The 25,195-nt window shown below is 41.0% G+C and carries 28 protein-coding genes; 13 read left to right on the top strand and 15 right to left on the bottom strand.

Features of this window, described 5'->3' with window-relative positions; genetic code table 11:
- The first annotated feature begins 33 nt into the window (after positions 1-33).
- On the top strand, positions 34-630 hold the full coding sequence (locus CDG62_RS12975; protein ID WP_087526941.1) for a YceI family protein: 597 nt from the start codon (positions 34-36) through the stop codon (positions 628-630).
- Between the two features lie 10 nt (positions 631-640).
- Here the strand turns inward: CDG62_RS12975 and CDG62_RS12970 are convergent, their stop codons facing one another.
- A complete protein-coding gene (locus CDG62_RS12970) occupies positions 641-1,555 on the bottom strand; it encodes a LysR family transcriptional regulator ArgP (RefSeq protein WP_087526942.1) in 915 nt (304 codons plus the stop codon).
- A gap of 119 nt (positions 1,556-1,674) precedes the next feature.
- Between CDG62_RS12970 and CDG62_RS12965 the strand changes: the two genes are divergently transcribed.
- Entirely contained in the window at positions 1,675-2,274 is a 600-nt protein-coding gene (locus CDG62_RS12965) for a LysE/ArgO family amino acid transporter (RefSeq protein WP_087526943.1), read from the top strand.
- A 73-nt stretch (positions 2,275-2,347) separates the two neighbouring features.
- On the opposite strand, the gene CDG62_RS12960 is transcribed toward CDG62_RS12965, so the two are convergent.
- From CDG62_RS12960 to dapD, 6 genes are all read right to left on the bottom strand, one after another.
- A complete protein-coding gene (locus CDG62_RS12960) occupies positions 2,348-2,806 on the bottom strand; it encodes a peroxiredoxin (RefSeq protein ID WP_087526944.1) in 459 nt (152 codons plus the stop codon).
- Positions 2,807-2,815: 9 nt separating this feature from the next.
- On the bottom strand, positions 2,816-3,508 hold the full coding sequence (locus CDG62_RS12955) for a diphthine--ammonia ligase (protein ID WP_087526945.1): 693 nt from the start codon (positions 3,506-3,508) through the stop codon (positions 2,816-2,818).
- Between the two features lie 72 nt (positions 3,509-3,580).
- A complete protein-coding gene (locus CDG62_RS12950) occupies positions 3,581-3,988 on the bottom strand; it encodes a hypothetical protein (RefSeq protein WP_087526946.1) in 408 nt (135 codons plus the stop codon).
- A 16-nt stretch (positions 3,989-4,004) separates the two neighbouring features.
- Complete coding sequence (gene queC / locus CDG62_RS12945) at positions 4,005-4,673, bottom strand: 7-cyano-7-deazaguanine synthase QueC (RefSeq protein ID WP_005399706.1); 669 nt, start codon at positions 4,671-4,673, stop codon at positions 4,005-4,007.
- Between the two features lie 43 nt (positions 4,674-4,716).
- On the bottom strand, positions 4,717-5,427 hold the full coding sequence (gene queE / locus CDG62_RS12940) for a 7-carboxy-7-deazaguanine synthase QueE (protein ID WP_087526947.1): 711 nt from the start codon (positions 5,425-5,427) through the stop codon (positions 4,717-4,719).
- A 95-nt stretch (positions 5,428-5,522) separates the two neighbouring features.
- Positions 5,523-6,344 carry a 2,3,4,5-tetrahydropyridine-2,6-dicarboxylate N-succinyltransferase gene (gene dapD, locus CDG62_RS12935; RefSeq protein ID WP_004693827.1) on the bottom strand — a complete coding sequence of 274 codons (822 nt, stop codon included), beginning with the start codon at positions 6,342-6,344 and terminating at the stop codon, positions 5,523-5,525.
- 304 nt (positions 6,345-6,648) lie between these two features.
- Here dapD and carO point away from each other — a divergent pair, with 304 nt between their 5' ends.
- A complete protein-coding gene (gene carO, locus CDG62_RS12930) occupies positions 6,649-7,398 on the top strand; it encodes an ornithine uptake porin CarO (RefSeq protein ID WP_087526948.1) in 750 nt (249 codons plus the stop codon).
- Positions 7,399-7,460: 62 nt separating this feature from the next.
- Here carO and CDG62_RS12925 read toward each other — a convergent pair whose 3' ends face one another.
- From CDG62_RS12925 to CDG62_RS12895, 7 genes are all read right to left on the bottom strand, one after another.
- Positions 7,461-8,669, bottom strand: coding sequence for an outer membrane protein transport protein (locus CDG62_RS12925; protein WP_087526949.1), 1,209 nt, complete (start codon positions 8,667-8,669; stop codon positions 7,461-7,463).
- Between the two features lie 121 nt (positions 8,670-8,790).
- Complete coding sequence (locus CDG62_RS12920; protein ID WP_086210834.1) at positions 8,791-9,714, bottom strand: CysB family HTH-type transcriptional regulator; 924 nt, start codon at positions 9,712-9,714, stop codon at positions 8,791-8,793.
- Positions 9,715-9,771: 57 nt separating this feature from the next.
- Positions 9,772-10,833, bottom strand: coding sequence for a sulfate/molybdate ABC transporter ATP-binding protein (locus CDG62_RS12915; protein WP_004693820.1), 1,062 nt, complete (start codon positions 10,831-10,833; stop codon positions 9,772-9,774).
- A 12-nt stretch (positions 10,834-10,845) separates the two neighbouring features.
- Positions 10,846-11,727, bottom strand: a complete 882-nt coding sequence (gene cysW / locus CDG62_RS12910) for a sulfate ABC transporter permease subunit CysW (protein WP_087526950.1) — start codon at positions 11,725-11,727, stop codon at positions 10,846-10,848.
- The gene (cysT, locus tag CDG62_RS12905; RefSeq protein ID WP_004693816.1) at positions 11,724-12,557 is read right to left on the bottom strand and encodes a sulfate ABC transporter permease subunit CysT; all 834 of its coding nucleotides are present in this window, start codon (positions 12,555-12,557) and stop codon (positions 11,724-11,726) included. Before cysT ends, cysW begins: the two co-directional genes overlap by 4 nt.
- Before the next feature lie 85 nt (positions 12,558-12,642).
- Positions 12,643-13,248: an RBBP9/YdeN family alpha/beta hydrolase gene (locus CDG62_RS12900; RefSeq protein ID WP_087526951.1), complete on the bottom strand. Its 606-nt coding sequence runs from the start codon at positions 13,246-13,248 to the stop codon at positions 12,643-12,645.
- 37 nt (positions 13,249-13,285) lie between these two features.
- Positions 13,286-14,296 carry a sulfate ABC transporter substrate-binding protein gene (locus CDG62_RS12895; protein ID WP_087526952.1) on the bottom strand — a complete coding sequence of 337 codons (1,011 nt, stop codon included), beginning with the start codon at positions 14,294-14,296 and terminating at the stop codon, positions 13,286-13,288.
- 164 nt (positions 14,297-14,460) lie between these two features.
- Between CDG62_RS12895 and pabC the strand changes: the two genes are divergently transcribed.
- The 4 genes from pabC (at position 14,461) to CDG62_RS12875 (ending at position 17,436) form a co-directional block, all read left to right on the top strand.
- Entirely contained in the window at positions 14,461-15,273 is an 813-nt protein-coding gene (pabC, locus tag CDG62_RS12890; protein ID WP_087526984.1) for an aminodeoxychorismate lyase, read from the top strand.
- 55 nt (positions 15,274-15,328) lie between these two features.
- Entirely contained in the window at positions 15,329-16,330 is a 1,002-nt protein-coding gene (gene mltG / locus CDG62_RS12885; RefSeq protein ID WP_416232143.1) for an endolytic transglycosylase MltG, read from the top strand.
- On the top strand, positions 16,331-16,930 hold the full coding sequence (tmk, locus tag CDG62_RS12880) for a dTMP kinase (protein ID WP_087526954.1): 600 nt from the start codon (positions 16,331-16,333) through the stop codon (positions 16,928-16,930).
- Between the two features lie 89 nt (positions 16,931-17,019).
- Positions 17,020-17,436 carry a PaaI family thioesterase gene (locus tag CDG62_RS12875; RefSeq protein WP_087526955.1) on the top strand — a complete coding sequence of 139 codons (417 nt, stop codon included), beginning with the start codon at positions 17,020-17,022 and terminating at the stop codon, positions 17,434-17,436.
- A gap of 52 nt (positions 17,437-17,488) precedes the next feature.
- On the opposite strand, the gene nadB is transcribed toward CDG62_RS12875, so the two are convergent.
- Entirely contained in the window at positions 17,489-19,126 is a 1,638-nt protein-coding gene (gene nadB / locus CDG62_RS12870; RefSeq protein WP_087526956.1) for an L-aspartate oxidase, read from the bottom strand.
- A 230-nt stretch (positions 19,127-19,356) separates the two neighbouring features.
- Here nadB and CDG62_RS12865 point away from each other — a divergent pair, with 230 nt between their 5' ends.
- The 6 genes from CDG62_RS12865 to rnc all read left to right on the top strand — a co-directional run bounded on the left by CDG62_RS12865 (position 19,357) and on the right by rnc (position 25,195).
- Complete coding sequence (locus CDG62_RS12865; RefSeq protein ID WP_087526957.1) at positions 19,357-20,736, top strand: Do family serine endopeptidase; 1,380 nt, start codon at positions 19,357-19,359, stop codon at positions 20,734-20,736.
- 111 nt (positions 20,737-20,847) lie between these two features.
- A complete protein-coding gene (locus CDG62_RS12860) occupies positions 20,848-21,324 on the top strand; it encodes an acyl-CoA thioesterase (RefSeq protein WP_087526958.1) in 477 nt (158 codons plus the stop codon).
- Between the two features lie 145 nt (positions 21,325-21,469).
- The gene (lepA, locus tag CDG62_RS12855) at positions 21,470-23,287 is read left to right on the top strand and encodes a translation elongation factor 4 (protein WP_087526959.1); all 1,818 of its coding nucleotides are present in this window, start codon (positions 21,470-21,472) and stop codon (positions 23,285-23,287) included.
- Between the two features lie 20 nt (positions 23,288-23,307).
- A complete protein-coding gene (gene lepB / locus CDG62_RS12850; RefSeq protein WP_087526960.1) occupies positions 23,308-24,135 on the top strand; it encodes a signal peptidase I in 828 nt (275 codons plus the stop codon).
- Positions 24,136-24,156: 21 nt separating this feature from the next.
- The gene (locus CDG62_RS12845) at positions 24,157-24,531 is read left to right on the top strand and encodes a DUF4845 domain-containing protein (protein ID WP_087526961.1); all 375 of its coding nucleotides are present in this window, start codon (positions 24,157-24,159) and stop codon (positions 24,529-24,531) included.
- Positions 24,503-25,195 (top strand): ribonuclease III, encoded by a 693-nt coding sequence (rnc, locus tag CDG62_RS12840; RefSeq protein WP_058869418.1) that lies wholly within the window; start codon positions 24,503-24,505, stop codon positions 25,193-25,195. Before CDG62_RS12845 ends, rnc begins: the two co-directional genes overlap by 29 nt.

Below are 25,195 nucleotides of genomic sequence, written 5' to 3'. Positions count from 1 at the left end.
CGAATAAAAATATTTCGACGAGGATCGAGTTCAATGGATAGAGAACAACAGACGAAACAGGTTGCAATTCATGTGGTCATTAAAAATGCTTTGCTGATTGCAGGTGTAACATTTGCAATCAGCACTCAAGTGCAAGCCCAGTCATGGACATTGACACCTCAGAGTAATGTAGGCTTTGAAATTAAATCCTTGGGTGTAACTGTTGTAAGAGCTAAGTTTAATCGGGTGCAATCCAGCATGCAGTTTGATGCCAAAGCACCACAGCATGCTTCAACGAATTTTATTATGGATGTAAATAGCCTAAGCTTGAGCAAGCCTTCACTGAAAAATATGATTTTGGGTGAAGATTTGTTTTATGCATCTAAGTACAAAACCGCTAATTTTAAAAGTACCAGTTTTAAAGATTTGGGTGGCGGTCAATATAAGATTGTCGGAAACTTAACACTTCGCGGCATCACCAAGCCTGTCACATTTAGTACCACGCTAAAACCGAGTGCAAATAATGCTAATTTGTTGGACGTTCAATCATCTGCCGTGATTAACCGCAGTGATTTCGGTATGAAAAAAACCATTGGTGGTGTAGGTGAAAAAGTGAATATTCAACTATCAGGCCAGTGGAAAGTGCAATAGCTTGCGTGGCTTAGGATTCTGAGTTAACTTTTTGCTCATTCATCTCTGTGTGTGCTTTTTTCACCAAGATATCTGTCAGCACATTTAACTGCACCGACTGCTGTTTCCAATGGTGCCAATACAAAGGTTGATCAATATTGAGCTGAGGATCCACTTCAACCAATGAGCCTTCTTCCAAACAAGACTTGGCTTGATAGTATGGTAACCAGCCATAGCCAAGTCCTAAGGTAATTGCATCAAAAAATGCGCTGGAAGACGGAATAAAGTGATGTGGATATTGAGTTGGATTAAGTCCGAATTTTTGTTGGATATAGGCCGTATGGAGCACATCTTTTGCATTAAAGATTAGGGCTGGAGCAGCACGGAGAGACTCTCGGTTAACACCTTGTTTAAACCATTGTTGCACAAAAGTTGGAGTGGCGACAAAACGATAATTCATATCGCCAATGTATTCGGCTACGCAGCCTTTCATGGCTTGAGATTCATCCGTCACGCAGGCATTCACTAAACCAGCTTCAAGTAAATGGTGAGTTTGTGATTGGTCATCGACCTGAAAATGTACCACAATCTTTTCATCAATCAATGTTGACTGTAACACGGGTAACAGCCACGTGGCTAAGGAGTCGGCATTGGTTGCAATATTGATTTGATAAAAAGCAGAGGTATTCATATGACCCGTGAGGTTCTGAAAAAAACTTTGTTCTAACAGACGACTATGTTGCAAATAATGTAGCAGTGATTGACCTGCTTGTGTCGGGCGGCAAGGTCTTTCCCGCACAATCAGTAAATGCCCCAAGCTTTTTTCTAGGCTTTGTACGCGTAAAGTGACAGCAGAGGCGGTAATGCATAAGTGTTCGGCTGCAAGGTCAAAACTTCCTGTTTCTGCTACTGCTAAAAATGCATCACACTGTTTATGATTCAGCATAATCGAGACTCACTTAAAACTAAAAATATTTTAGTTATATTGATATTTTCTAAATAATACTTAATTTAATCAAAAATGAAAGATAATCCTGACATTATCAATTAAGTTGAAAAGTCAAAATGTTAAGTACATATGTACAAGGGTTCGCAGTCGGTATGAGCCTCATTATTGCCATTGGGGCTCAAAATGCATTTGTGCTGAAACAAGGACTCAAAAAGCAGTTTGTTTTTTGGGTGTGTTTTGTCTGTGCGTTGTCAGATTCAGTTTTAATTGTCTTAGGCGTTTCTGGCTTTTCGAAAGTGCTTCAACACTATCCTGAAATTATTCAGTTTGCCAAATGGGCAGGGGCGCTTTTTTTATTTTGTTATGGACTTCAACATTTGCTACGGGCATTTAAATCACAGGAAGGCCTAGAGGCAAGTTCCATTGAAAAGCATCAGCTGGTAAATATTATTTCATTGTGTTTAGCGCTGACTTGGCTTAATCCACATGTATATTTAGATACGGTTATTTTACTGGGTTCGATTTCAACACAGTTTGAACAGCCTGCGTATTTTGCTCTAGGAGCAGTGTGTGCATCTTGGTCATTCTTTTTTGCTTTGGGCTATGGTGCTCGTGTGCTTATCCCTATTTTTGCAAATCCGAAAGCGTGGAATGTCCTCGATGCAATCATTGCACTGGTGATGTGGGGGATTGCCATTTCACTGCTGGTGAAATAAAAAACATGTACAATATAATCTATGAAATAAAAAATCACACAAAACAAAGCCCGCATCTGCGGGCTTATGGACATTAAGCTTGTAATGCTTTTAAGTCTTCTAAAACTTGTTCAGCATGTCCAGCAGCTTTTACTTTACGGTATTCTTTCACTAGTTTACCGTCATGAAAAATAAACGTTGAGCGCTCAATACCCATTACTTTTTTTCCATACATATTTTTTTCTTTAATCACATCAAAGTGCTTACACAGTACTTCTTCTTTGTCGCTAATTAAATTAATGGTTAAAGCCTGCTTTTCTGTAAAATTCTGATGTGCTTTAACCGAGTCACGTGAAATACCAATAATTGTGGTTTGCAGGGCATCAAACTGATCTTTTAAACATGAAAAACCAACGGCTTGAGTTGTGCAACCAGGTGTTGAATCTTTTGGGTAAAAGTACACAATCAGCCATTCAGTCGGCACTTCAGTTAAGTTCACTTCACCTGTTGTCGCTGGAAAGTTCTGATTTGGAAGTGGGATGGTATCAGTCATGTTCTATCCTTAAATGTCGCGTTGTTCTAATTCAAGTGGTAAAAAGGCATAATTTTCGTGATACAGAATATCACCTTTAATGACCAAAAGTGGATGTTTGAAAATGGGGCCATCAATTACCGTAGTGTGGAATTCACCCGCTTCGCCACATGGATCAATGCCTCTTGCAAGCAATGCATCAATATATTTAAGGCTAAGCACTTGACCTAAGTCCTCAACTGTCATGCCTAAGTTTAAGTTGACTGTAACGATGATACTTTGAAAACCGAGTCGAATAAACTCATGCACAATGTCTAAACGTGGGCGTTGCCACAGGGGCATACATAAACTGAGCTCAGTTTTATCACAAACGGATTGATTCCATTCGGCATGTGCCATTAAATCAATATCACCTGTGACTAAGGTTTTCGCTCCAAGAGCTTGAGTTTTTTTTAACAGTTGAATGAACTGGTTTTCATAGTCTTGCCACGTTGCAGAGGCACTGTAGATGGGAAGCCCAATTGCTTTTGCCTGTGCATGAATAATATCGAGCGACATCCCATGTGAGCGTGACTTCAGACCTTGCTCTTCTAACATGACAATCAACGCAACAGGTTCACCCATTTGCATGGCTTTGTATAAAGCGAGATTACTGTCTTTACCGCCACTATATGATGCAACAAATTTGCGATCTTGGGCGTTTGTATTCCATTGGATGAGCATAATTTCAAGTTCTATCTATTTTGAACATATAAAAAAGCCTGCATAGAGCAGGCTTCATTCACATACTGTGAATTATTTTTTCGGAGCAGCTTTCATTGCTTCTTCAGTTAAAGATTTTAATTTACCTGTTAACTGTGGACCGAAACATGCTTGTAAGTCGTTATTTTGCTTTTGTACAAAAGCTAAAGTAGACGGACTTTTCTTTTGGTTGATTGCACTTTGGATTTCCCATTTTTGTGCATTGGTCAACTTACCATCAGCTTCAACTGCACAAGTACAGTATTTACTTACTTCTGCTGCACTAAGCTTTTTGCTTTTTGCGGTTTCTTCTTTACAAACATTAATTAATGCCGATTTTACATTGCTGCTTTTATACGCTTCTTGTAATTTGTTCGATTCAGCAGCATTTGAAGCTGTAGCGAACAATGCAACTGCAGACACCAATGTAGAAAGCAAAATGTTTGATTTTAAATTTTTCATAAACTGTACCTTATCGTTACGGTATATAACGTGTTGGGTCTGCCACGCCAGCATCTGCAAAACCTTCTTTACGAAGGCGACAGCTGTCGCATTTCCCACAAGCACGTCCTTGGTCATCTGCTTGGTAGCAAGACACCGTTTGACTATAGTCTACGCCATGTTCTATACCTAAGCGAATGATATTTGCTTTGGATAAATGTAACAGAGGTGTTTCAAATTTAAGAGGTTTTCCTTCAACGCCAACCTTGGTTGCAAGGCGAGCCATATTGGCAAATGCTTCAATAAATTCAGGGCGACAGTCTGGATACCCTGAATAATCAACAGCATTAATACCAATCACAATGGCTTCAGCATCTAAAACTTCTGCTGCTGCTAATGCATAAGACAAGAAAATTGTGTTACGTGCTGGAACATAAGTTACAGGAATACCGACTTGTTCATGATCTGGAACATCAATGCTATGGTCTGTTAACGCAGAACCGCCCAAATTACCTAAGTCGATATTAATAACACGATGTTCTACACCTGCTTTTTTCGTCAGTTCACGTGCAGCGTCCAGCTCGGTAGTTGAGCGTTGACCATACATAAAGCTGAGCGCTGTACAGTCATACTGTGCTTGTGCCCATGCTAAACAAGTTGTTGAGTCTAAACCGCCAGATAACAAAACTATGGCACGAGGGCGCATACAAATTTCTCCAAATATAAATTAAAGATGAATAGGCAATGTATTAACGACCAGTTTCGTCATTCCAAAGCAACTTGTGGAGTTGGAGTTGGAAGCAAACAGGGAGATGGTCTTCTAATATCCATTGCGCTAAGTCACGTGCAAGTTGAGGTAAACGAGCAGCACCTTTCTCAACGGCAAAAGCAGGAGAGAACCATACTGTGCTGACTTTTTCATTGAGTTTGTAGTCTTCAACTTGCTGCTTTGACCACTCATAATCCTCACGGTTACAAATAACAAACTTGATTTGGTCGTGCTGGGTTAAATGGTCTAGATTTGAAAGCAAATTTCGTGCAACTTCACCTGAAGTTGGGGTTTTTAAATCTAATACTTTTGAAACACGTGGGTCAACGTTAGATACATCCAAAGCGCCACTGGTTTCTAAAGAAACTTCACAGCCAAGGTCAGCAAGACGTTGCATTAAAGGCAAGGCATTGGGCTGTGCAAGGGGTTCACCACCTGTCACGCAGACATAAGGTGTTTTAAAGTCAAGCGTGGTTTGAATAATCTGATCTAAAGATTGGCGTTCACCACCTTCAAATGAATAAGTGGTATCACAATAGGTACAACGAAGTGGGCAACCGGTTAAACGAATAAAAACTGTTGGTAGCCCAGAAGTATTGGCTTCGCCTTGCAAAGAATAAAAGATCTCCGTGATACGTAGACCCGCGGAAGGATCAGAAACAGGGATAGCAGAAGATCGAAGAGTATTCATAGCAAAATTAAACCACAGGTTAGAAAAACAAAAATCTCTACGGCTAGTCTTAACCGTAGAGATGAGGAACTTGGGTTCCGCACGACAACTAAAAATTATTCGTCGCGTAGTAAATCGTTCAAGCTGGTTTTAGAACGTGTTTGTGCATCTACTTTTTTCACGATGATTGCAGCATACAGGCTGTAAGTACCGCATTTAGAAGGTAGGCTACCTGCAACGACAACAGAACCTGCTGGTACACGGCCGTAGTGAATTTCGCCAGTTGCACGGTCAAAAATCTTAGTTGATTGACCAATGAACACGCCCATAGAAATCACAGAACCTTCTTCTACGATCACACCTTCTACGATTTCAGAACGTGCACCGATGAAGCAGTTGTCTTCAATAATCGTTGGGTTTGCTTGAAGTGGCTCAAGAACACCACCAATTCCTACACCACCTGATAAGTGAACGTTTTTACCAATTTGAGCACATGAACCCACAGTTGCCCATGTGTCAACCATGGTACCTTCGTCAACATAGGCACCAATGTTCACGTAAGAAGGCATTAACACCACATTTTTCGCTTGAAAAGAACCTTTACGGGCAACCGCAGGAGGAACAACACGTACACCAGCAGCTTTAAATTGTTCTTCAGTCCAACCTGTGAATTTAGTATCTACTTTGTCGTAGAATTGAAGGTCACATGACTCAATTGGTTTATTGTCATTTAGTTTGAATGATAAAAGTACCGCTTTTTTCACCCATTGATGAACAACCCACTCACCATCAATTTTTTCAGCAACACGTAATGTCCCGTTATCTAAACCAGCAATGACTTCTTCAACTGCTGCACGAACTTCAGCAGGACAGTCTGCTGCTGTAAAATTCGCACGGTCTTCAAATGCTTGTTCAATAATTGTTGAAAGCTGAGACATGATCTTCCTTCCAGAAAAAAAATTTTCCCGATTTTACACTAAATTGTGCGGAGAATAGATGAAAAAACAGCATAAGATCGGAAATAATAATGAATGATTGGAAATAAGACTTTTAGAGCTGTTCGTGTAGAGGAATTAAGTAAAGAATTACGATTTAAAACAACAAGAAAGTATAAAATGTATCAAAAAATAACAAAAACAGCCTAAATCTAGAATAAAAAATAGTCAGGTGGTGTTTTAAGATGGGCTCATCAAAAAATGGTAAATGATGTAAAAAAATCTTTATTAATTGGAGGAGAAAAACATGAAATCATTACGTTTAGTTGCAATCGCAGCAGCAATGTCAGCAGTCGCAGGTACAGCTTTTGCTGATGATGCAGTCGTAAAAGATGGTTATGCTTTTGACCAAAATAAATTAATTCCTACTGGTGTTCGTGCAGAAGTAGGTACAACAGGTTATGGTGGTGCTTTGTTGTGGACAGCTAACCCATATGTCGGTTTAGCACTAGGTTATAATGGTGGTGATATTTCATGGTCTGATGATTTATCTATCAATGGTTCAAAATATGATATGGACATGGACAACAGCGTTGGTTATTTAAATGCTGAAATTCGTCCTTGGGGTGCAAGTACAAATCCATGGGCGCAAGGTCTTTATGTTGCTGCAGGTATTGGTTATATTGATAATGAATATGAGCTAGATCGTCGTGTAAAAGCAGGTGAAGGTTTCTCTGTAAATCATACAGACTTCGTTGCTGGAACGAACGGTGCACATATTAATGGTAAAATGAACTATAAAAATGATTTCGCTCCATACGTAGGTTTAGGTTGGGCGCCAAAGATCAACCAAAACTGGGGCGTGTTTGGTGAAGTGGGTGCATACTATACAGGTAATCCTGATGCAAACTTAACATTAGTCAGCGGTGGTGCAGCCGATAACCCAACGCGTGGTTCACTTGAAGATAATATTGCAGCTGATGAAGAAAAAATTCGTACAGATGATAAACATGAGTGGATGCCAGTTGCAAAATTAGGTGTAAGTTACCACTGGTAATCAACGCATAAAAAAAACGAGCTTCGGCTCGTTTTTTTTATTTCTGATTTTAGCCGAAGTCTTTAAAAATGATGAGTAAATTTGAGTCCAAAAATCCATGCATCATTGTCATTTAGTGCTGAAAGTCCTGTAATATTTGCCAGTGGATTTGAGTCTGAAGAGGTTTTGGAGTTCTTAAAACGCAAATAATAGAGACCAGCCGCAATATCAAACTGAGTATTGTATGTGTACATACTGCCTAGACCAATGCCTTGATAACCATCACTTGGGTTAAGGGTAGATGCAGCATTATTAACCCCGGAGTCCCAGAGTAGCTCGATAGAACTCAGCCATTTTTTATTCCATACGTGTGCTAAGCCGATTTTTGCAGACCATTGATCTTCATTGTACTGAATGAGTTTGATATCTTTGGCTTCTGGGTACAAGGTCGCTGCATAATCGATCACGGCTTTAAATTTGGGTGGTTGAATGACAAAGTTTTGCCAATTCACCCAACGGAGCGTCCCATACAAGATATTTTGATAAGGGAGCCCTGTCATGAAATCAAAATTTACCGATTGTGGTGTTTTCACTTCCATCACGTTGGGTGTAACTACGCCGACCTCGATAGACTCTGTTGTGGTCATTTCATGTTTAATTGCTGAGCGATAAGTCAAAGATGTTCTAAAATAATATTCAGGGATTTGGTAACTAATACCTGCTAACCAGCCCAAGCTTTCATCTTGCTTAAACTCGGCATCATAGCCATCAAACACAGAATAGATCTGACCTTGGGCTTTTAAAGAGCCTGCAAAACTTTGATAGCTTAAACCGCCATAGACCTCCCATTGTGGGCTGAATTGGTAGCCTAAAAGCGAGCTGAGATTATGACTTTCAAAGTCTATATCGGCAGATTCAACCTCATGACTTTCACCATAAATCTTTGGGCGATAGTGATAATCGATGTCTACAGCAAAAGGTTGGTCATAAATGACAGCAAATTTGAATTGAGGATTTAGTTGTAGTTTTAGTGCAGCTCCCAGCATTACTTGTTCATTGCTTAAATTGCCTGTTGAAAAGTCAGTGATGCCAAACTGTTGCAGTATCTCTGTATGTTGAACTTGGCCAGAAACATCTGGATCAATATAAGCCAAAGAAATTTCTGCATAATTTCCACGTTCAAAAAAGGGTTGTATCGTTTGACCAGACCGTTCAAAAGCAGCAGCAAAACATGATCCCGACGAATAGAAACATAAACAAAGTAATGGAGAGCCCAACAGATTTTTACCCACTGTTAGTGCTCACTAGTGTTTTTATCGATTGATCAAATAATACACTATATCCGTTTAAAGTATATGAATTTAAAAATAAAAAAAGAGGCCTGGATGCCTCTTTTTTTAGAATAAGAACGGTTTAGTCTTCTGGATAAGCCACTCTTTTGAGTGCTTTAATGTCTGCATCTGGTGAGCAGAGCGAGATAAATTCATAGCCATAGCCACGTAGGAGGTGACCCTTACGCACTGCAATCCATGTAGTATTAAGACCAAAAATATCGGTTGGAATTTGTTTTAAACGATAGTCACGTTCAACGTCATATGCCACATTGTTGACAATACCAACGCCCATGTTGAGTTCGACATAGGTTTTAATCACATCGGCATCTAAAGCAGACATAACGATATCGACATCCACACCTGCATCTTCAAAGGCTTTGTCAATTTTTGAACGGCCTGTAAAACCACCATGATAAGTAATCAGTGGATATTCCGCCAAGTCTACAATACTAATATTTTGTTTGCTTGCCAGTGGATGGTTTTGTGGGGTAATAATACTGTGCTGCCAATTATAGAATGGTACGCTGGCCAGATTATCTTCTGCGGTGAGTGATTCAGTCGCAATACCAATGTCGGCTTCGCCTTGAAGAAGCATCTCAGTAATTTCTACAGGGCTGGCTTGTTGCAAAATGAGATGAACTTTTGGAAACTCTTTTTTAAATTGATTAACAATAGGCGGCAATACATAACGTGCTTGTGTATGCGTTGTTGCAATTGTTAATGTTCCTTCATCGACACGATTAAAATCATCTGCAAGACGTTTAATATTGTCTGCGTCAACCAACATGCGTTCAACAATGCCCAGTAGTGCTTGACCTGGTTCAGTTAAACCCAGTAGGCGTTTCCCTTTACGAATAAAAAGTTGTACGCCTAATTCGTCTTCTAGGTCTTTGATGTGCTTACTGACGCCTGACTGAGAGGTATACAGTGCAGCAGAGGCTTCGGTGAGGTTGAAGTTTTGTCTCACCGTTTCTCGAATAATTCTGAGTTGTTGAAAGTTCATAGTTTTGGATCTCTTTGATGATGAATGAGGCATTCAACATGCCCCATTCAATTGGTCTTAAGCCGCAGGTTTTGCAAATAAATGCAAGTTTGATGGGCTTAACCATACCGTTTGATTAGGTCTAAATTGGTGTAATTTTGCTTCTTCAGAAGTCAGTGAGATTTCAATCAGTTTGCCTTGGCGATCATGGAGCTCCGCAACCACCTTGCCTGCAATCCATAATTCTCGGACGAAAGTCGCTTGGATGGCGTTATCTTGTGGCTGTGCATGGATACGTAATTCATCTGGACGGGCAAATGCAATCACGTCACCCGAAGGTGCATTGCGTAAAGAGTCTAATTGAATACGGTCTTCACCAATTTGGATCGTACCTGCATTATTTTGTCCTTCGAAACGGTTTGCTTGACCTAAGAAGTCAAACACAAACGGCGTTGCTGGTTTTTCATAAACTTCACGGGGTGAACCAATTTGCTCTACATTCCCTTTATTCATCACAATGATTTGATCTGCGACCTCTAAAGCTTCTTCTTGGTCATGCGTAACAAAGATTGAGGTGATATGTAGTTCATCATGCAAAGTACGTAACCAACGACGAAGTTCCTTACGTACTTTTGCATCCAAAGCACCAAAAGGTTCATCCAGTAACAGTACGCGTGGTTCAACTGCCAAAGCACGTGCTAACGCAATACGTTGACGTTGACCGCCAGATAGTTGCGCAGGGTAGCGATCTGCCAAAAAGCCCAATTGGACTAAGTCCAGTAAACGCGTGACACGTTTTTTAATTTCAGCTTCAGATGGGCGAGTTGCACGTGGGCGAACACGGAGACCAAAAGCGATATTGTCAAATACAGTCATATGGCGGAACAAGGCATAGTGCTGAAATACAAAGCCAACTTCGCGTTCACGTACGTGTACATTGGTTGCATCTTCACCTTCTAAGATGACTTGACCGCCATCTGCAGACTCAAGCCCCGCAATAATACGAAGTAGGGTGGTTTTACCACAGCCTGATGGGCCGAGCAATGCAACCAACTGACCATCAGGAAAATCGAGAGAAATGTTATTCAGCGCATGGAATGCACCAAAGTGTTTTTCAATATTTTTAACTTGAATACTCATGAGGTCATTCCTTTAAACTGTTGAATCATTATGTTTGTTTTGCTTTTCTTGGCGAATCTCAACCCATGTTTTTAACACCAAAGTCACAATCGCTAAAAGTGCCAAGAGTGAAGACACAGCAAAAGCCGCACTGAAGGTATATTCGTTATAGAGAATCTCGACATGTAGAGGCAAAGTATTGGTTTCACCACGAATATGACCTGAAACCACCGATACCGCACCAAATTCACCCATGGCACGTGCATTACACAGAATGACGCCGTAAATTAAACCCCATTTAATATTGGGTAGGGTTACTTTCCAAAAGGTTTGCCAGCCTGATGCACCGAGTACAATCGCAGCTTCTTCTTCTTCAGTTCCTTGGGCTTCCATGAGAGGAATAAGTTCACGTGCAACAAAAGGAACGGTAATAAAGATCGTTGCTAATACAATGGCAGGAACTGCATACAGAATTTTGATGTCATTATCCATAAGCCAACCGCCAAACCAACCTTGCGTACCAAAAATCAGTACTAGCATTAAGCCTGCGATAACAGGGGATACTGAAAATGGCATATCAATAATCGTGGTTAAGATGGATTTACCACGGAAGTTAAATTTGGCCACACACCAAGCGGCTGCAACACCAAACACAACATTCAGAGGAACTGCAATTACCGCGGTTAATAAAGTGAGTTTGACTGCGGATAATGTATCTGGATGAACCAAGGCTTGAGCATAGACACCGACGCCTTGTTTAAAGGCTTCAACAAACACCAAAATCAGCGGCAAGATCAGACAGCTCAAAAAGAACAGCAGAGCAATCGTAATCAGGGTGTAGCGTACCCAAGTTGGCTCACGTGTTGCATCACGTGACTGTAGCTTTTCAGCAAGCGCATTACTATTGATATTCATCGTGCTGTTCTCCCTGTACGACGGCTCGCCCATGCTTGTAACAAGTTAATCAGGAATAAAATAGCGAAAGACAGCACCAACATGACGACTGCAATTGTAGTTGCACCTGCATAGTCATATTCTTCTAAGCGCGAAATAATCATGAGTGGTGCAATTTCTGTTTTAAACGGCTGATTCCCTGCAATAAAGATAACTGAACCGTATTCACCGACGCCACGTGCAAAGGCAAGTGCAAAACCAGTAATAAGTGCTGGAAATAAAATTGGCAAAATCACTTTGGTCACAATCTGTAAGCGATTGGCACCTAATGCTGATGCTGCTTCTTCTAACTCGGTTTCTAAGTCACTGAGGACAGGTTGCACTGTCCGTACCACAAAAGGAATACCAATAAAAATCAGTGCTAAAGTAATACCAATCGGGGTATAAGCCACTTGAATGCCTAAAGGCTCAAGATATTGACCGATCCAACCTGTAGGCGCGTAAAGCGAGGTGAGTGCAATACCTGCAACAGCAGTGGGTAAGGCAAACGGTAAGTCGACTAAGGCATCCACAATGCGTTTACCTGGAAAACGGTAACGAACCAAACACCATGCCAGAAGTAGACCAAAAACCACATTAATAAACGCGGCGATCAGGGCTGTACTAAAACTGAGCTGCAAAGATTTTAAAATACGTTCTGAACTTAAAATTTCCCATAAACCATCCCAACCAATGCCTAAAGACTTAATAAAAACAGCGGACAATGGAATAAGAACGATTAATGACAAATATGCTAGGGTAAAGCCTAGAGAAAGACCAAATCCTGGCAGCACTCGGGATCGCTGCGACATGATTACTCCTCAAAGAGAGAAAGCTGACCTAAAAAGAGTCAGCTCAAATAAAACTGAATTTCGGCACAAGTATCATTTGTAGTATTTAAATTGCAAATTTAAATAAATACTTGCTTTCATTGTAAAAACTAATGTTTTTTAGCACACTTTCTGAAATCAAAAAATCATAAATTTCAGGGAATGGCCCAAAACCTGATGCCACATTAATATGTCCTACTTGCCCCAAGTTCTTAGGTCTGATTTTCCATGCTTTTGCCAGTTGCAACGCATCTTGAAAATTAAGCCATGGATCATTTTCACTGATGATCATTTGGCTGGGAACTTGTAACTTGAGTTGGTGGAAATACTGTTGATAGTTATTTTGGCTATCGCGAGCAAAACCTGCATTACCAAAGCGAGCAGGGTTGGCTGGCGCAACCAGAACTAAATTTTTGATTTTTTGATTTAGTTCAGGATGCTGTGCTAAAGCAGCGACTGTAGTTAAACAACCAAAGCTATGTGCCACAATTTGAATTGGTTCATGAATGGATTGAACTGTTTTGACAAATTGCTCAATCCATTCATGAAGTACGGGTTTATTCCAATCTTGCTGCTGTACACGAGAGCATGACTTGAGCTGACGTTGTAGCCACGATTGCCAGTGGTCATGTTCACTTCCACCCACGCCCGGTACAATTACAGTATGAATCATGTCGATGCTCCCTTACAGCTATTTACTAGACTAGGTTTTATTTCGTGGTATTGGCTTTCACAATTTGGTCAAATACACCACCATTTTCAAAGTGCTGTTTTTGTACCTTAGTCCAACCGCCAAATTCTTTATCTATGGTTACCAACTTCAACGGTTTGAATGTGGTCGCATATTTTTTCAAGACACTTGCATTACGTGGGCGATAGAAGTTTTTCGCCGCAATTTCCTGTCCAGCAGGTGAATATAAATAGTTGAGATATGCTTTCGCCAAATTCAAATTTCCGTCTTTTTCTGCATTCTTTTCAACAATGGCAACAGGTGGTTCTGCCAAAATAGATAATGAAGGCGTTACGATCTCAAACTTACCTGGTTGTTCACGAATTGCTAAGTGTGCTTCGTTTTCCCATGCTAAGAGAACATCACCGATACCGCGTTCAGCAAAGGTTGTAGTGGCGCCACGTGCCCCTGAATCTAGCACTTTGGTATTTTTATAAATTTTACGCACGAACTCTTGTGCTTTGGCATCGTTACCCGCAGGCTGATGTTTCGCCCAAGCCCAAGCTGCTAAGTAGTTCCAGCGTGCACCACCTGATGTTTTTGGATTAGGTGTAATAATGCCAACACCTGGCTTAACGAGGTCGCCCCAGTCTTTAATGCCTTGAGGGTTACCTTTACGGACAAGGAATACAATAGTCGAAGTATATGGTGTCGAGTTATTGGGTAATTTCTTTTGCCAGTTGGTCGGTAAAAGTTTTGCTTTTTCAGCAATCACATCGATATCTGCTGCAAGAGCAAGTGTCACCACATCTGCACCTAAACCATCAATGACCGAACGGGCTTGTTTCCCCGAGCCGCCGTGAGACTGTTTAAAGTTGATGTCTTGTCCTGTGCGTTGTTTCCAATAAGCGCCAAACTGTTTGTTGACGTCTTCATAGAGTTCGCGTGTTGGATCATATGACACATTAAGAAAATCTTTTGCTACGACACCAAAAGATGTGACTGAAACTAGCGCTGCTAGTACCCCAATTTTTAACTTAGATAAGCTCATGTGAGACCTCAAATTTTAAACGTTTTTAAACATGAGGCAAGAATACTGTGAGTCTTATTGCTAAAAAAATAATAAAAAATGAATTTTATATGAATAAAAAAGAAAAAGAGTTCTGCTCAGAATTCATTAAACTAAAACAGAAAATTGTTTCAGGGTACATTGGCATGCATTGCTATAAAAATGCACAAGAAATCAAACAAATAGAATTATTAGATCGTGCGTTTCACTATGGAGATGGTTGTTTTAGTACAGCGCGTATCCGTGACGGTGTGATCGAACTAGAGCCTCTACACATAGCACGCCTGAAATTGGCCTGTGAAAGACTGTTGTTGTCAGCAGATTTAGCCTTTATTCAGCGCAGCATCGTGCAATTAAAACAAACCCATGCACACTTAAACGGCACTCTGAAAATTATTATTAGTCGGGGTGAAGGGCAACGCGGTTATAGTTTGCCCACACATCCTGCTGACGTTTGGGTGTTTTTCTATCCGCAAGCATCAGAGGCTTTGACATACAGCGAAATTGATTCAGGGGTATTGCAACATGCAATTGGGTTGAATATGCCGCAAATGGTGGGTGTGAAAAGTTTAAACCGTTTAGAGCAAGTCTTACTCAAGCATGAAGCAGAACAACACGGTTGGTTGGAAGCTTTGGTCACAGATGTGCAAGGCTCTGTCGTTGAAGGTGTGAGCAGTAATTGTTTCATTCTGCTAAATGATCGGTGGATTAGTCCTGAACTTCGTTATAATGGCGTACATGGTGTCATGCGTGCCGAAATATTGGCACGCATGCAGCAACAAGGGATTAGCTGTGAGCTGAGGATGATTGATATGGAAGAAATTCCACGCTTTCAAAGCTTATTTTTTTGTAATGCCTTGAGTCCTATGAAAATAGCCAAAAGTTTGAATCATCAGCATTTAGATGTTCAGCCATGTATAGATTTGTTCCATCGTCTTCAACTTAATCAGATGCAGTAGTATGTCCGCAGCCAAAACCAAATCGAAAAAGAAAACGCAACCACCCCAACGTAAAATGAAAGGGTTGTTATTGATTGCTGTGAGTATCATTGTTTTATTGATGATTGTACTGTGGTCGAGTCTATTTAAGTCCTACCCTGTTGAGGGTAAAAAGCAGTTATTGGCCATTAACTCTGGCGATACCTATTCCGGTTTTATTGACCGTTTAGCCAAAGAAGACATGGCTAGTTTTCCCATTATTTTAAAGCTCTATCAAAAGATTTTTATTCATGACACGCTGAAAGCAGGCGTTTATGAAGTGCGCGAAGGTATGAGTATTCGCCAAGTTTTGGATATGATTTCCAATGTCGATAATGCCGAGATGAATCGTATATTGGTAATAGAAGGCACGACTTTTAAACAACTGGTCGAAGCTTTAAAAAAAGATGCTCTCGTCAAAAAAGAAGTGTCTAATTTGCCCATGGATCAGCTTTTAAAAGCTTTAGACATTCCTTATGACCATGCAGAAGGACTGTTTGCGCCAGATACTTACTTTTTTGCTAAAGGTGAGTCGGACAAAAAAATCTTAACGGATTTATACAAACGCCAAATGAAAGCTTTAGATGAAGCGTGGGCAAACCGTGTGGCAAATTTGCCGTATAAAGACAAATACGAAGCCTTGATCATGGCCTCTATCATTGAAAAAGAAACCAATGTTGACCGTGAACTGGAGCAAGTGTCAGGTGTGTTTGCGCGTCGCCTTCAACTCGGTATGCGTTTGCAAACGGACCCGACCGTGATTTATGGTATGGGCGATAAATACACAGGCAACATTACCCGCCAAGACTTGCGTACCCCAACAGCCTACAATACCTATACCATCAATGGCTTACCTCCTACGCCAATTGCTTTACCAAGTAAAAAAGCCATTGAAGCCACCATGCATCCAGACAACAGCAAAAACATCTACTTTGTTGCAACGGGTAATGGTGGGCACACATTTAGTGAGACTTTAGAGCAGCACAACCAAGCTGTAAAAGAATATCTCAGCGTTTTAAAAACCAAGAAGGATGAATAGATGTTTATTAGTTTTGAGGGCACAGAAGGTGTCGGTAAAACCACACTGATTCGCAAAATTTATGAGCATCTAGAACAACAAGGTCAGCAGGTTGTTTTAACGCGTGAGCCAGGTGGTACACCGATGGCTGAGCAAATTCGCTCTCTATTATTATCAGTTAATCATGAAGAGTCGATGGCGAATGATACTGAGCTGCTACTGATGTACGCGGCTCGCGCACAGCACTTACAACAAGTGATCGTGCCGGCTTTAACGGAACATAAAACCGTATTGTGTGATCGTTTTACCGATGCCAGCTTTGCTTACCAATGCTCAGGACGTGGTTTGAGCAAGTCGAAGTTGCAACTGCTGAATGATCACTTTGTCAGCCATATGCCAAATATTACATTTTGGCTCGATGCACCGATTGAAACAGGTATGTCGCGCGCACGTGAACGTGGGGCTTTAGACCGCTTTGAACAAGAAAAAGTCACTTTTTTTGAAAAAGTACGGGCAGGTTATCAGCAGCTCTGGGAGCAGTATCCTGAGCGGGTCAAACGCTTGGATGCGACCCAGTCACCAGAGCAGGTTTTTGCACAAGCGTTGCAATATTTAAACTAAAAACTATCCTGAAATTTCCATTTCGGGATTGTAGTGAAATAAATTTTTCTTTTATAGTCAGTCTCAAAGGATTGTAAATAGCAGGGAAAATGAAAAGTAACTTAACCGAGATTGTGGCTTTTTTAGAAAAGGAATTTCCACAAAGTTTAGAAAAATGTCGTATCGAATCCATCACTGAGCGCGCTGCAACAGTCGTGTATCAGGTAGATAAGCGCGATTTGAGACCAGGTGGAACAGTTTCAGGCCCAACTATGATGACCCTTGCTGACTATGCGCTGTATATTGCTATTTTAGGAGAGATTGGGATAGTCGGTTTAGCTGTGACCACTAATTTGTCGATTAATTTTCTCAGTAAACCTGTTGCTTCAGCAAATATACGTGGTGAGTGTAAACTGATGAAAGTAGGCAAAGTGCTGGTGGTTGGTGATGTGTGGTTATATTCAGTTGGTAAGGATGAACCCATTGCACATGTGGTGGGAACTTATTCTATTCCACCCAAATCCTAAAAAATGACTGAATATAAAAGCCTGACGAATCAGGCTTTTATTTTTTTAAAAATTAGTTATTCACTAAAGGTGTTTCAACTTTAAAATTTAAAGGGGTGAGTACGGTTTTACGTAGTTCATTCGACAGTTCAGGGTAGTCTAAAGTGTAATGTAGCCCACGTGATTCTTTTCGTTCCATAGCACAGCGCACGATCATTTCAGACACTAAAACCAAATTACGTAGCTCAATTAAGTTCTTACTGACTTGATAATCTTGGTAATACTCAGTAATTTCCCGCTTCAACATTTCAATACGGTGGAGTGCGCGTTCAAGACGTTTCGTGGTACGGACAATGCCGACATAGTTCCACATGGTCTGACGCAGTTCATCCCAGTTTTGCAAAATCACCACATCTTCATCAGGATTTGTCACTTGGGAATCGTCCCAAGCTGGAGCCGTTGGAGATTGGTAATTTGAATCAAAACTTTTCTCGATGTGTTCCGCAGCACTCATACCATACACAAAACATTCTAATAGTGAGTTACTGGCCATCCGGTTAGCACCATGCAAACCTGTATATGATGTTTCACCAATCGCATATAAACCTTGAATGTCAGTTTGACTATGTTCATCAACCACGACACCGCCGCAGGTATAGTGCGCAGCAGGAACTACAGGAATCATTTCCTTGGTAATGTCGATGCCAAGTTCGAGCAAACGAGCATACAAGGTCGGGAAGTGTTCTTTAATGAAACTTTCGGGTTTATGACTAATGTCGAGCCAGACATGACGAATACCTAAGCGTTTGATTTCATAGTCAATAGCGCGTGCCACAATGTCACGTGGAGCAAGTTCTGCACGTTCATCAAAGCGCAACATAAAACGTTCGCCATCGGGTAAACGTAAATAAGCACCTTCACCACGCATTGCTTCAGTAATCAGGAAAGAGCGTGCTTGTGGGTGGTATAAACAGGTTGGGTGGAATTGGTTAAATTCCATATTGGCCACGCGGCAGCCTGCTCGAAAAGCCATGGCAATGCCGTCACCAGTTGCAATGTCAGGGTTTGAAGTATACAAGTAGGCTTTCATTGCCCCCCCACAGGCTAAAGCAGTGAAAGGTGCTAAAAATGTATGGACTTTTTCAGTCTTTTCATCGAGTGCATAGAGGCCTAATGCACGATTTGGTTGTTCTTTTAAGCCCAGTTTTTGAGAGGTGATTAAATCGATGGCGATGTAATTTTCAAAAATGGTGATGTTGTCTTTTTCAATTGCACGTTCAACTAAAGTGGTTGAAATGGCACGACCTGTTGCATCAGCAGCATGAATAATACGGCGTTGAGAATGTCCACCTTCACGTGTTAGATGCAATTGCTCTTGATCATCAAGGGTAAACTGGACGCCATGTTTCAGTAGAAAATCAACAGAAGGTTTACCGCCTTCAACGGTTTGCTTTACAGCTTCGGTCTCGCATAAGTGAGCGCCTGCAATCATGGTGTCATCAATGTGCTGTTCAATCGAATCCGTTTCATCTAAAACAGCAGCAACGCCACCTTGCGCATAGAAGGTACTTGCATCGGTCAGGTTTGATTTTGCAAGAACGGCAATATTGAAATGTTGAGGCAACGATAAGGCTAAGCTCAGGCCTGCACCGCCACTTCCCACAATAATCACATCAAAATGATGTGTTGTGTTTAAATTAGACATGTCCATCAGCTAATTTGGAAAAAGTTCGCTAATGACAGCGCTTTTTTCACAAAAAGGCAAGGGTAAAATCTCTACAATTGATGGAAAATATAAATAAACAACGTATTTTTTTAAATAAATTTTAAGCTCTTGTTTATACAAACATAATAGAACATATTATTACCCAAGATAGACAAAGATTATGCTAAAAACGCTAATACATAAGTTGATAACAAACATATAGGTCAATACTTGATATGAAAAGTCGCGCGATACAAACTGGTTTTTTTGCTGTTGCATGCACAATGGCTGCGGTGCAAACACAGGCAGCACCTGTTGATTTCTCAAACTTGGTTGAGCAAGTCAGCCCTGCTGTGGTGAGTGTAAATGTGGTTAAAAAGATGACTCAAGAAGAGTTACTGCAGCAACAAATACCTGAAATTTTGAAGCGTTTTTTTGGTAATCAAGTCATTATTCCGCAGCAACAATCACCGCAAGAAAAAACGGCTTATGGCAGCGCATTTTTTATTAGTAAAGATGGTTATTTATTGACAAACCATCACGTCGTAGAAGATGCATCGAAAGTCACGATTATGTTTAATGACCGTCGTGAACTGGATGCAACTGTAGTAGGTAGTGATGAACGAACCGATGTAGCCTTGCTTAAGGTGAATGGTACAAATTTTCCATCACTTCGTGCAGGCAATGTTGATCAACTGCGTGTAGGTGAACCTGTGCTTGCGATCGGCTCACCGTTTGGTTTTGATTATTCGGCTTCGGCGGGCATCGTGAGTGCGAAAATGCGTAATATGATGGGGGAGACATCGGTACCCTTCATTCAAACTGATGTGGCGCTCAATCCAGGAAACTCAGGTGGTCCACTATTCAATCAACAAGGGGAAGTGGTTGGAGTGAACTCGCGTATCTTCAGTGGTACGGGCGGTTATATGGGGCTGTCTTTCTCGATTCCAATTGATGTCGCAATGGATATTGCTGACCAACTGAAGAAAACTGGCAAAGTTACTCGCTCATATTTAGGCTTCAATCTACAAGATCTAGACCGAAATTTGGCAGAATCTTACAATTTGCCAAAACCTGAAGGCTCATTGATTACCAATGTGCAGCCAAACTCACCTGCACAGAAAGCGGGGCTAAAAGCGGGCGATATTATTTTAAAATTTAATGGAACACCGATTTCACGAACCTCTGAATTATTGAACTATTTAAATCGTACTATGCCAAATCAAACGGTACAGCTTGAAGTATTGCGTGATGATAAAAAGCGGAATATATCAGCAACACTCACCACCGCACCAGATGATACACCTGCAAAATCAGATACAGTTGCTCAAAGCAAAGGACCTGTTTTAGGCATTGCTATCCGAAATTTAGCACCTGCTGAATTGTCGCAGCTCAATGTGAAAGGGGGGGTGTTAATTCAAGAAGTGAAGCGTGGTGGCGCAGCAGCACAGTCAGGTATGACGGCTGGTGATGTGGTCACGCGCATTAATAATAAAGTCATAAACAACACCAATGATTTTATCCAAGCGGCATCTGAGTTGAAAAAAGGTCAGGTTGCCCGCGTTGGAATTATCCGACAAGGCACACCGGCCATTTTAGGGATGCGGATCCAATAAGCGAAAAAAACCACTCTTCGGAGTGGTTTTTTATTTTTTGCAATTTGATGATGTTTGTTATTTGCGTACACTGCCATCTTCATAAGGATATTTAGATTCAATAGAGTGTTTATGAGTAGTATTTTTGACTTAAGACTTCAGGTACAGGCTGAACATATCGACCAGTTAGGTCATGTGAATAACGTAATTTATATGCATTGGATGCAGGATGTCGCAACAGCACATATTGATGCTTTGGGTTTGGGCTTAAAAGAATATATCGAGTTAAAACATGCCATGGTTGCGGTTGAGCATCATGTGCAGTACCGAAAAGCTGCATTTGAGGAGGATGAAATCATCCTACGTACATGGTTTGACGATATAAACGCATTATATTCATCACGCCAATATGTGTTTTATAGACCCAAAGACAATAGCATTTTATTTGTTGCTCAAACCAAGTGGGCTTGCGTAGAGATTGAAACAGGACGTGCGAAACGTATGTCACCCAGTTTTACCCAAGCTTACCAACCGCTTGCAAAAGATGTGAATGCTCTGGATTTTTCAATGGATTATTCAAAAAGCCCAGTGAAAAGCAAAAACACGTAAAAAAGCAGCAGAGTTGTGAATAGGAAGCGTATTAATATGGATACTTTAAAAAAACCATCTGTTATAATCCTTCGCAATTTCTATTCGGCTTTTGTTGTGCATCGAAATTTGTCTGCATAACGTTTCATTTTGTTCAAGGTAGCCCATGGCGCAAGCTAAAAAATCTGTTGATATTAAAAATATCCGTAATTTCAGTATTATTGCTCACATTGACCACGGGAAGTCAACGCTCGCTGACCGCTTTATTCAAACCTGTGGTGGTTTGCAAGATCGTGAAATGCAAGCACAAGTACTTGACTCCATGGAGCTTGAACGTGAGCGTGGTATTACCATTAAAGCTGCGTCGGTTACTTTGTATTACACCCATCCAAATGGTCAAGAGTATCAATTGAACTTTATTGATACACCAGGGCACGTCGACTTTTCATATGAAGTGTCACGCTCATTGGCAGCATGTGAAGGTGCATTGTTGGTTGTAGATGCGGCGCAAGGTGTGGAAGCACAGTCGGTTGCGAACTGCTATACCGCTATTGAGCAAGGTCTCGAAGTCCTTCCTGTGCTCAATAAAATTGATTTACCACAGGCTGAGCCTGAACGTGTGATTCAAGAAATTGAAGACATTATTGGTATTGAAGCAACTGAAGCACCGACCTGTTCGGCAAAAACAGGTCTTGGGATTGAGAGCGTTTTAGAAACCCTAGTTAATGTCATTCCTGCACCTACGGGTGATCGTAGTGCGCCATTACAAGCTTTGATTATCGACTCTTGGTTTGATAACTACTTGGGCGTGGTTTCGTTAGTGCGTGTGAAAGAAGGTCGTGTGCGTAAGGGCGACAAGATGTTGATGAAATCAACAGGCCAAACACACATTATTACTTCTGTGGGTATTTTTAATCCTAAACATACCGAAACAGACATCCTTGAAGCGGGTGAAGTTGGTTTCGTTATTGCAGGGATTAAAGACATTTTTGGTGCGCCAGTGGGTGATACAATTACCCTTGCAAGCACACCAGAAGTTAAAACTTTGCCAGGCTTTAAAAAAGTGAAGCCACAGGTGTATGCAGGTTTGTTCCCGATTGATTCAAGTGAATTTGAACCGTTCCGTGAAGCTTTGCATAAACTTCAGATCAATGACTCTGCATTATTCTTTGAACCTGAAAGCTCAGATGCTTTAGGTTTTGGCTTCCGTTGTGGCTTCTTAGGCATGCTACACATGGAAATCGTGCAAGAGCGTTTAGAGCGTGAGTATGATTTAGACCTCATTTCATCTGCACCGACAGTGATTTACGAAGCGGTGATGAAGAATGGTGAAACGATTTATATCGATAGCCCATCAAAAATGCCAGACGGTTCAACAGTCGAAGATCTACGCGAGCCGATTGCCGAGTGCCATATCCTTGTACCGCAAGAGTATCTAGGTAATGTTATGACTTTATGTGTAGAGCGCCGTGGTGTGCAAAAAGACATGAAGTTTATGGCCAACCAAGTTTCGATCACTTTTGAAATTCCAATGGCGGAAGTGGTGATGGATTTCTTTGATAAGTTGAAGTCGTGTTCACGCGGTTTTGCATCGCTCGATTATAACTTTGTTCGCTTTGAAAGTTCATCATTGGTCAAAGTTGATGTTCTAATCAATGGCGATAAAGTTGATGCCTTGGCAATGATTTGTCACCGTCAAGATGCGCGTCACCGTGGTATCGCACTGGTTGAAAAAATGAAAGATTTGATTCCACGTCAAATGTTTGATGTAGCGATTCAAGCGGCCATTGGTGCACAAATTATTGCTCGTTCCACTGTAAAAGCGATGCGTAAAAACGTATTGGCGAAATGTTATGGTGGCGATGTTTCTCGTAAGAAGAAACTGCTATCGAAGCAAAAAGAAGGTAAGAAACGTATGAAGCAAGTGGGAAGTGTAGAAATTCCACAAGAAGCGTTCTTGGCTGTGTTGAAAGTAGAAAGATAAAAAGGTAGGAATATAAGCCCATGGATTTTGATTTTAATTTGATACTTGTTCCTGTCACGCTCATATTCTTTTTGGTGTGGTTGCTTGATAAGTTTGTATTCAAGCAGCGAGCGACAAAAGGCAAGGGGAATGAAAATTTTGTCATTACTTGGGCTTATGATTTCTGGCCAGTCCTCGCAATCGTTCTATGCTTACGTTCATTCTTTTATGAACCTTTTAATATTCCTTCGGACTCGATGGTGCCGACTTTAGAAACAGGTGACTTCATCTTGGTCAACAAGTTTGACTATGGTGTGCGTCTGCCGATTGTGAATAAAAAAGTGATTGATGTGGGTGAGCCTGAGCGTGGCGATGTGATTGTCTTCCGTTATCCACCGCAACCGACGATTAGCTATATCAAACGTGTGGTAGGTATTCCAGGCGATCACATTGTTTTTGATCATGGTCAATTAACCATTAATGGTCAAAAAGTGGCTAAAGTTCCCGTTGAGTTTAGTCGTGAAAAAGATAGTTTGGATACACCAACCTCGATATATCACAAAGAAACCATTGGTAAGCATACCTTTACCATGCGCGAGTTAGAAGGTGTTAATGTGGCACGCCAAGCACCGTATATTAACTTTGTAGAAAATGGTAAATACTCTGCTGAAAATGGTTTATATTGGGAAGTGAAAGTAAAAGAGGGTGAGTACTTTGCGATGGGGGATAATCGTGACCAAAGTGCTGACAGTCGTTTTTGGGGAATGGTTCCTGAACAGAACCTAACAGGTCGTGCATTTTATATTTGGATGCATAAAGAGCCTGGCTTTAAGTTACCGTCATTTAACCGTAACGGTAGCATAGACTAATATCGATTCGGAAAATAAAAAATGCGTAAGAATCAACAAGGGGCATCTTATATCGCCATTTTATTTGCAATCATGGGGTTTGCATTTATGGCGAAAGTAGCAATTGCAGTTTGGGCTCCCTATTTTGATGATCGGATGATCAATAGCCAAATTGAGGAAGTATTTCAAAGTAGCCCGAAAAATATTCAGCCCGCGGAGTTTGAGAGCCAGCTTTCAAAACGTCTGGAAATGAATGGTATTCGTGATGTGAAGATTAAAGAAATTATGCAGGTCACCAATACCGAAGGGTTGCAGGTGAAAAAGGAGTATGAGGTAAGAAAACCCTTCTTACTGAATATAGATTTAGTATTAAAGTTCGAGAAAAGTTTTGATCAAAGCTCAGTCCAAGCTAAGTGAAGCCCGCTTAGCGAGCCGTATCGGTTATCAGTTTAAACAACCTGAATTACTTCAGCTTGCACTGACCCACCGATCGGTGAGCCATAAATACAACTATGAGCGCCTAGAGTTTCTAGGCGATTCTTTGTTAGGGATGATTATTGCAAATTATCTCTATAAAGCTTATCCAACTGAAAATGAAGGGCGTTTAACGCGTATGCGTGCAACCTTGGTTCGTCAGGAGGCCTTAGGTAAAATTGCAAATGATTTAAAGCTAAGCCAGTCACTCATTTTAAGTACAGGTGAGTTAAAATCAGGTGGACATCATCGCGAGTCCATTCTTGCAGATACAGTTGAGTCGATTATTGGTGCAATCTATGTGGATTGTAGTGATTTAACGGTGTTAGAGCCGATTGTGTTAAAATGGTATGAGCCATATTTGGACCATATCGAGCCAACCGATCAACTTAAAGATCCTAAATCTCGTTTGCAAGAATATCTTCAGGCACGAAAAAAAGCTCTCCCTGTTTATGATGTAGTGGATATTCAAGGCGATGCACCCAATCAGCATTTCAAAGTGGAATGTAAAGTGGATGGATTGTCTGTTGTAATGGGTGAAGGCACCAGCCGTCGTTTTGCTGAACAAGCTGCCGCGGCGGATATTTTAAAACTTTTGGAGCAGTAA

Source organism: Acinetobacter sp. WCHA55, assembly GCF_002165305.2.
GTDB lineage: Bacteria > Pseudomonadota > Gammaproteobacteria > Pseudomonadales > Moraxellaceae > Acinetobacter.
The sequence above is the reverse complement of the archived record's forward strand: the minus strand, read 5'-3'. Positions and strand labels throughout refer to the sequence as shown.

Bases quoted from the DNA above. Each gene is read 5' to 3' on its own strand.
- cysT (WP_004693816.1), bottom strand. From the start codon at position 12,557: ATGTCGCAGCGATCCCGAGTGCTGCCAGGATTTGGTCTTTCTCTAGGC.
- queE (WP_087526947.1), bottom strand. From the start codon at position 5,427: ATGAATACTCTTCGATCTTCTGCTATCCCTGTTTCTGATCCTTCCGCG.
- pabC (WP_087526984.1), top strand. From the start codon at position 14,461: ATGCATTGCTATAAAAATGCACAAGAAATCAAACAAATAGAATTATTA.
- CDG62_RS12975 (WP_087526941.1), top strand. From the start codon at position 34: ATGGATAGAGAACAACAGACGAAACAGGTTGCAATTCATGTGGTCATT.
- cysW (WP_087526950.1), bottom strand. From the start codon at position 11,727: ATGAATATCAATAGTAATGCGCTTGCTGAAAAGCTACAGTCACGTGAT.
- CDG62_RS12965 (WP_087526943.1), top strand. From the start codon at position 1,675: ATGTTAAGTACATATGTACAAGGGTTCGCAGTCGGTATGAGCCTCATT.
- CDG62_RS12860 (WP_087526958.1), top strand. From the start codon at position 20,848: ATGAGTAGTATTTTTGACTTAAGACTTCAGGTACAGGCTGAACATATC.
- carO (WP_087526948.1), top strand. From the start codon at position 6,649: ATGAAATCATTACGTTTAGTTGCAATCGCAGCAGCAATGTCAGCAGTC.
- dapD (WP_004693827.1), bottom strand. From the start codon at position 6,344: ATGTCTCAGCTTTCAACAATTATTGAACAAGCATTTGAAGACCGTGCG.
- mltG (WP_416232143.1), top strand. From the start codon at position 15,329: ATGAAAGGGTTGTTATTGATTGCTGTGAGTATCATTGTTTTATTGATG.
- CDG62_RS12895 (WP_087526952.1), bottom strand. From the start codon at position 14,296: ATGAGCTTATCTAAGTTAAAAATTGGGGTACTAGCAGCGCTAGTTTCA.
- lepB (WP_087526960.1), top strand. From the start codon at position 23,308: ATGGATTTTGATTTTAATTTGATACTTGTTCCTGTCACGCTCATATTC.
- CDG62_RS12955 (WP_087526945.1), bottom strand. From the start codon at position 3,508: ATGCTCATCCAATGGAATACAAACGCCCAAGATCGCAAATTTGTTGCA.
- CDG62_RS12970 (WP_087526942.1), bottom strand. From the start codon at position 1,555: ATGCTGAATCATAAACAGTGTGATGCATTTTTAGCAGTAGCAGAAACA.
- CDG62_RS12920 (WP_086210834.1), bottom strand. From the start codon at position 9,714: ATGAACTTTCAACAACTCAGAATTATTCGAGAAACGGTGAGACAAAAC.
- nadB (WP_087526956.1), bottom strand. From the start codon at position 19,126: ATGGACATGTCTAATTTAAACACAACACATCATTTTGATGTGATTATT.
- CDG62_RS12900 (WP_087526951.1), bottom strand. From the start codon at position 13,248: ATGATTCATACTGTAATTGTACCGGGCGTGGGTGGAAGTGAACATGAC.
- CDG62_RS12960 (WP_087526944.1), bottom strand. From the start codon at position 2,806: ATGACTGATACCATCCCACTTCCAAATCAGAACTTTCCAGCGACAACA.
- lepA (WP_087526959.1), top strand. From the start codon at position 21,470: ATGGCGCAAGCTAAAAAATCTGTTGATATTAAAAATATCCGTAATTTC.
- CDG62_RS12865 (WP_087526957.1), top strand. From the start codon at position 19,357: ATGAAAAGTCGCGCGATACAAACTGGTTTTTTTGCTGTTGCATGCACA.
- queC (WP_005399706.1), bottom strand. From the start codon at position 4,673: ATGCGCCCTCGTGCCATAGTTTTGTTATCTGGCGGTTTAGACTCAACA.
- CDG62_RS12915 (WP_004693820.1), bottom strand. From the start codon at position 10,833: ATGAGTATTCAAGTTAAAAATATTGAAAAACACTTTGGTGCATTCCAT.
- CDG62_RS12875 (WP_087526955.1), top strand. From the start codon at position 17,020: ATGAAAAGTAACTTAACCGAGATTGTGGCTTTTTTAGAAAAGGAATTT.
- tmk (WP_087526954.1), top strand. From the start codon at position 16,331: ATGTTTATTAGTTTTGAGGGCACAGAAGGTGTCGGTAAAACCACACTG.
- CDG62_RS12950 (WP_087526946.1), bottom strand. From the start codon at position 3,988: ATGAAAAATTTAAAATCAAACATTTTGCTTTCTACATTGGTGTCTGCA.
- CDG62_RS12845 (WP_087526961.1), top strand. From the start codon at position 24,157: ATGCGTAAGAATCAACAAGGGGCATCTTATATCGCCATTTTATTTGCA.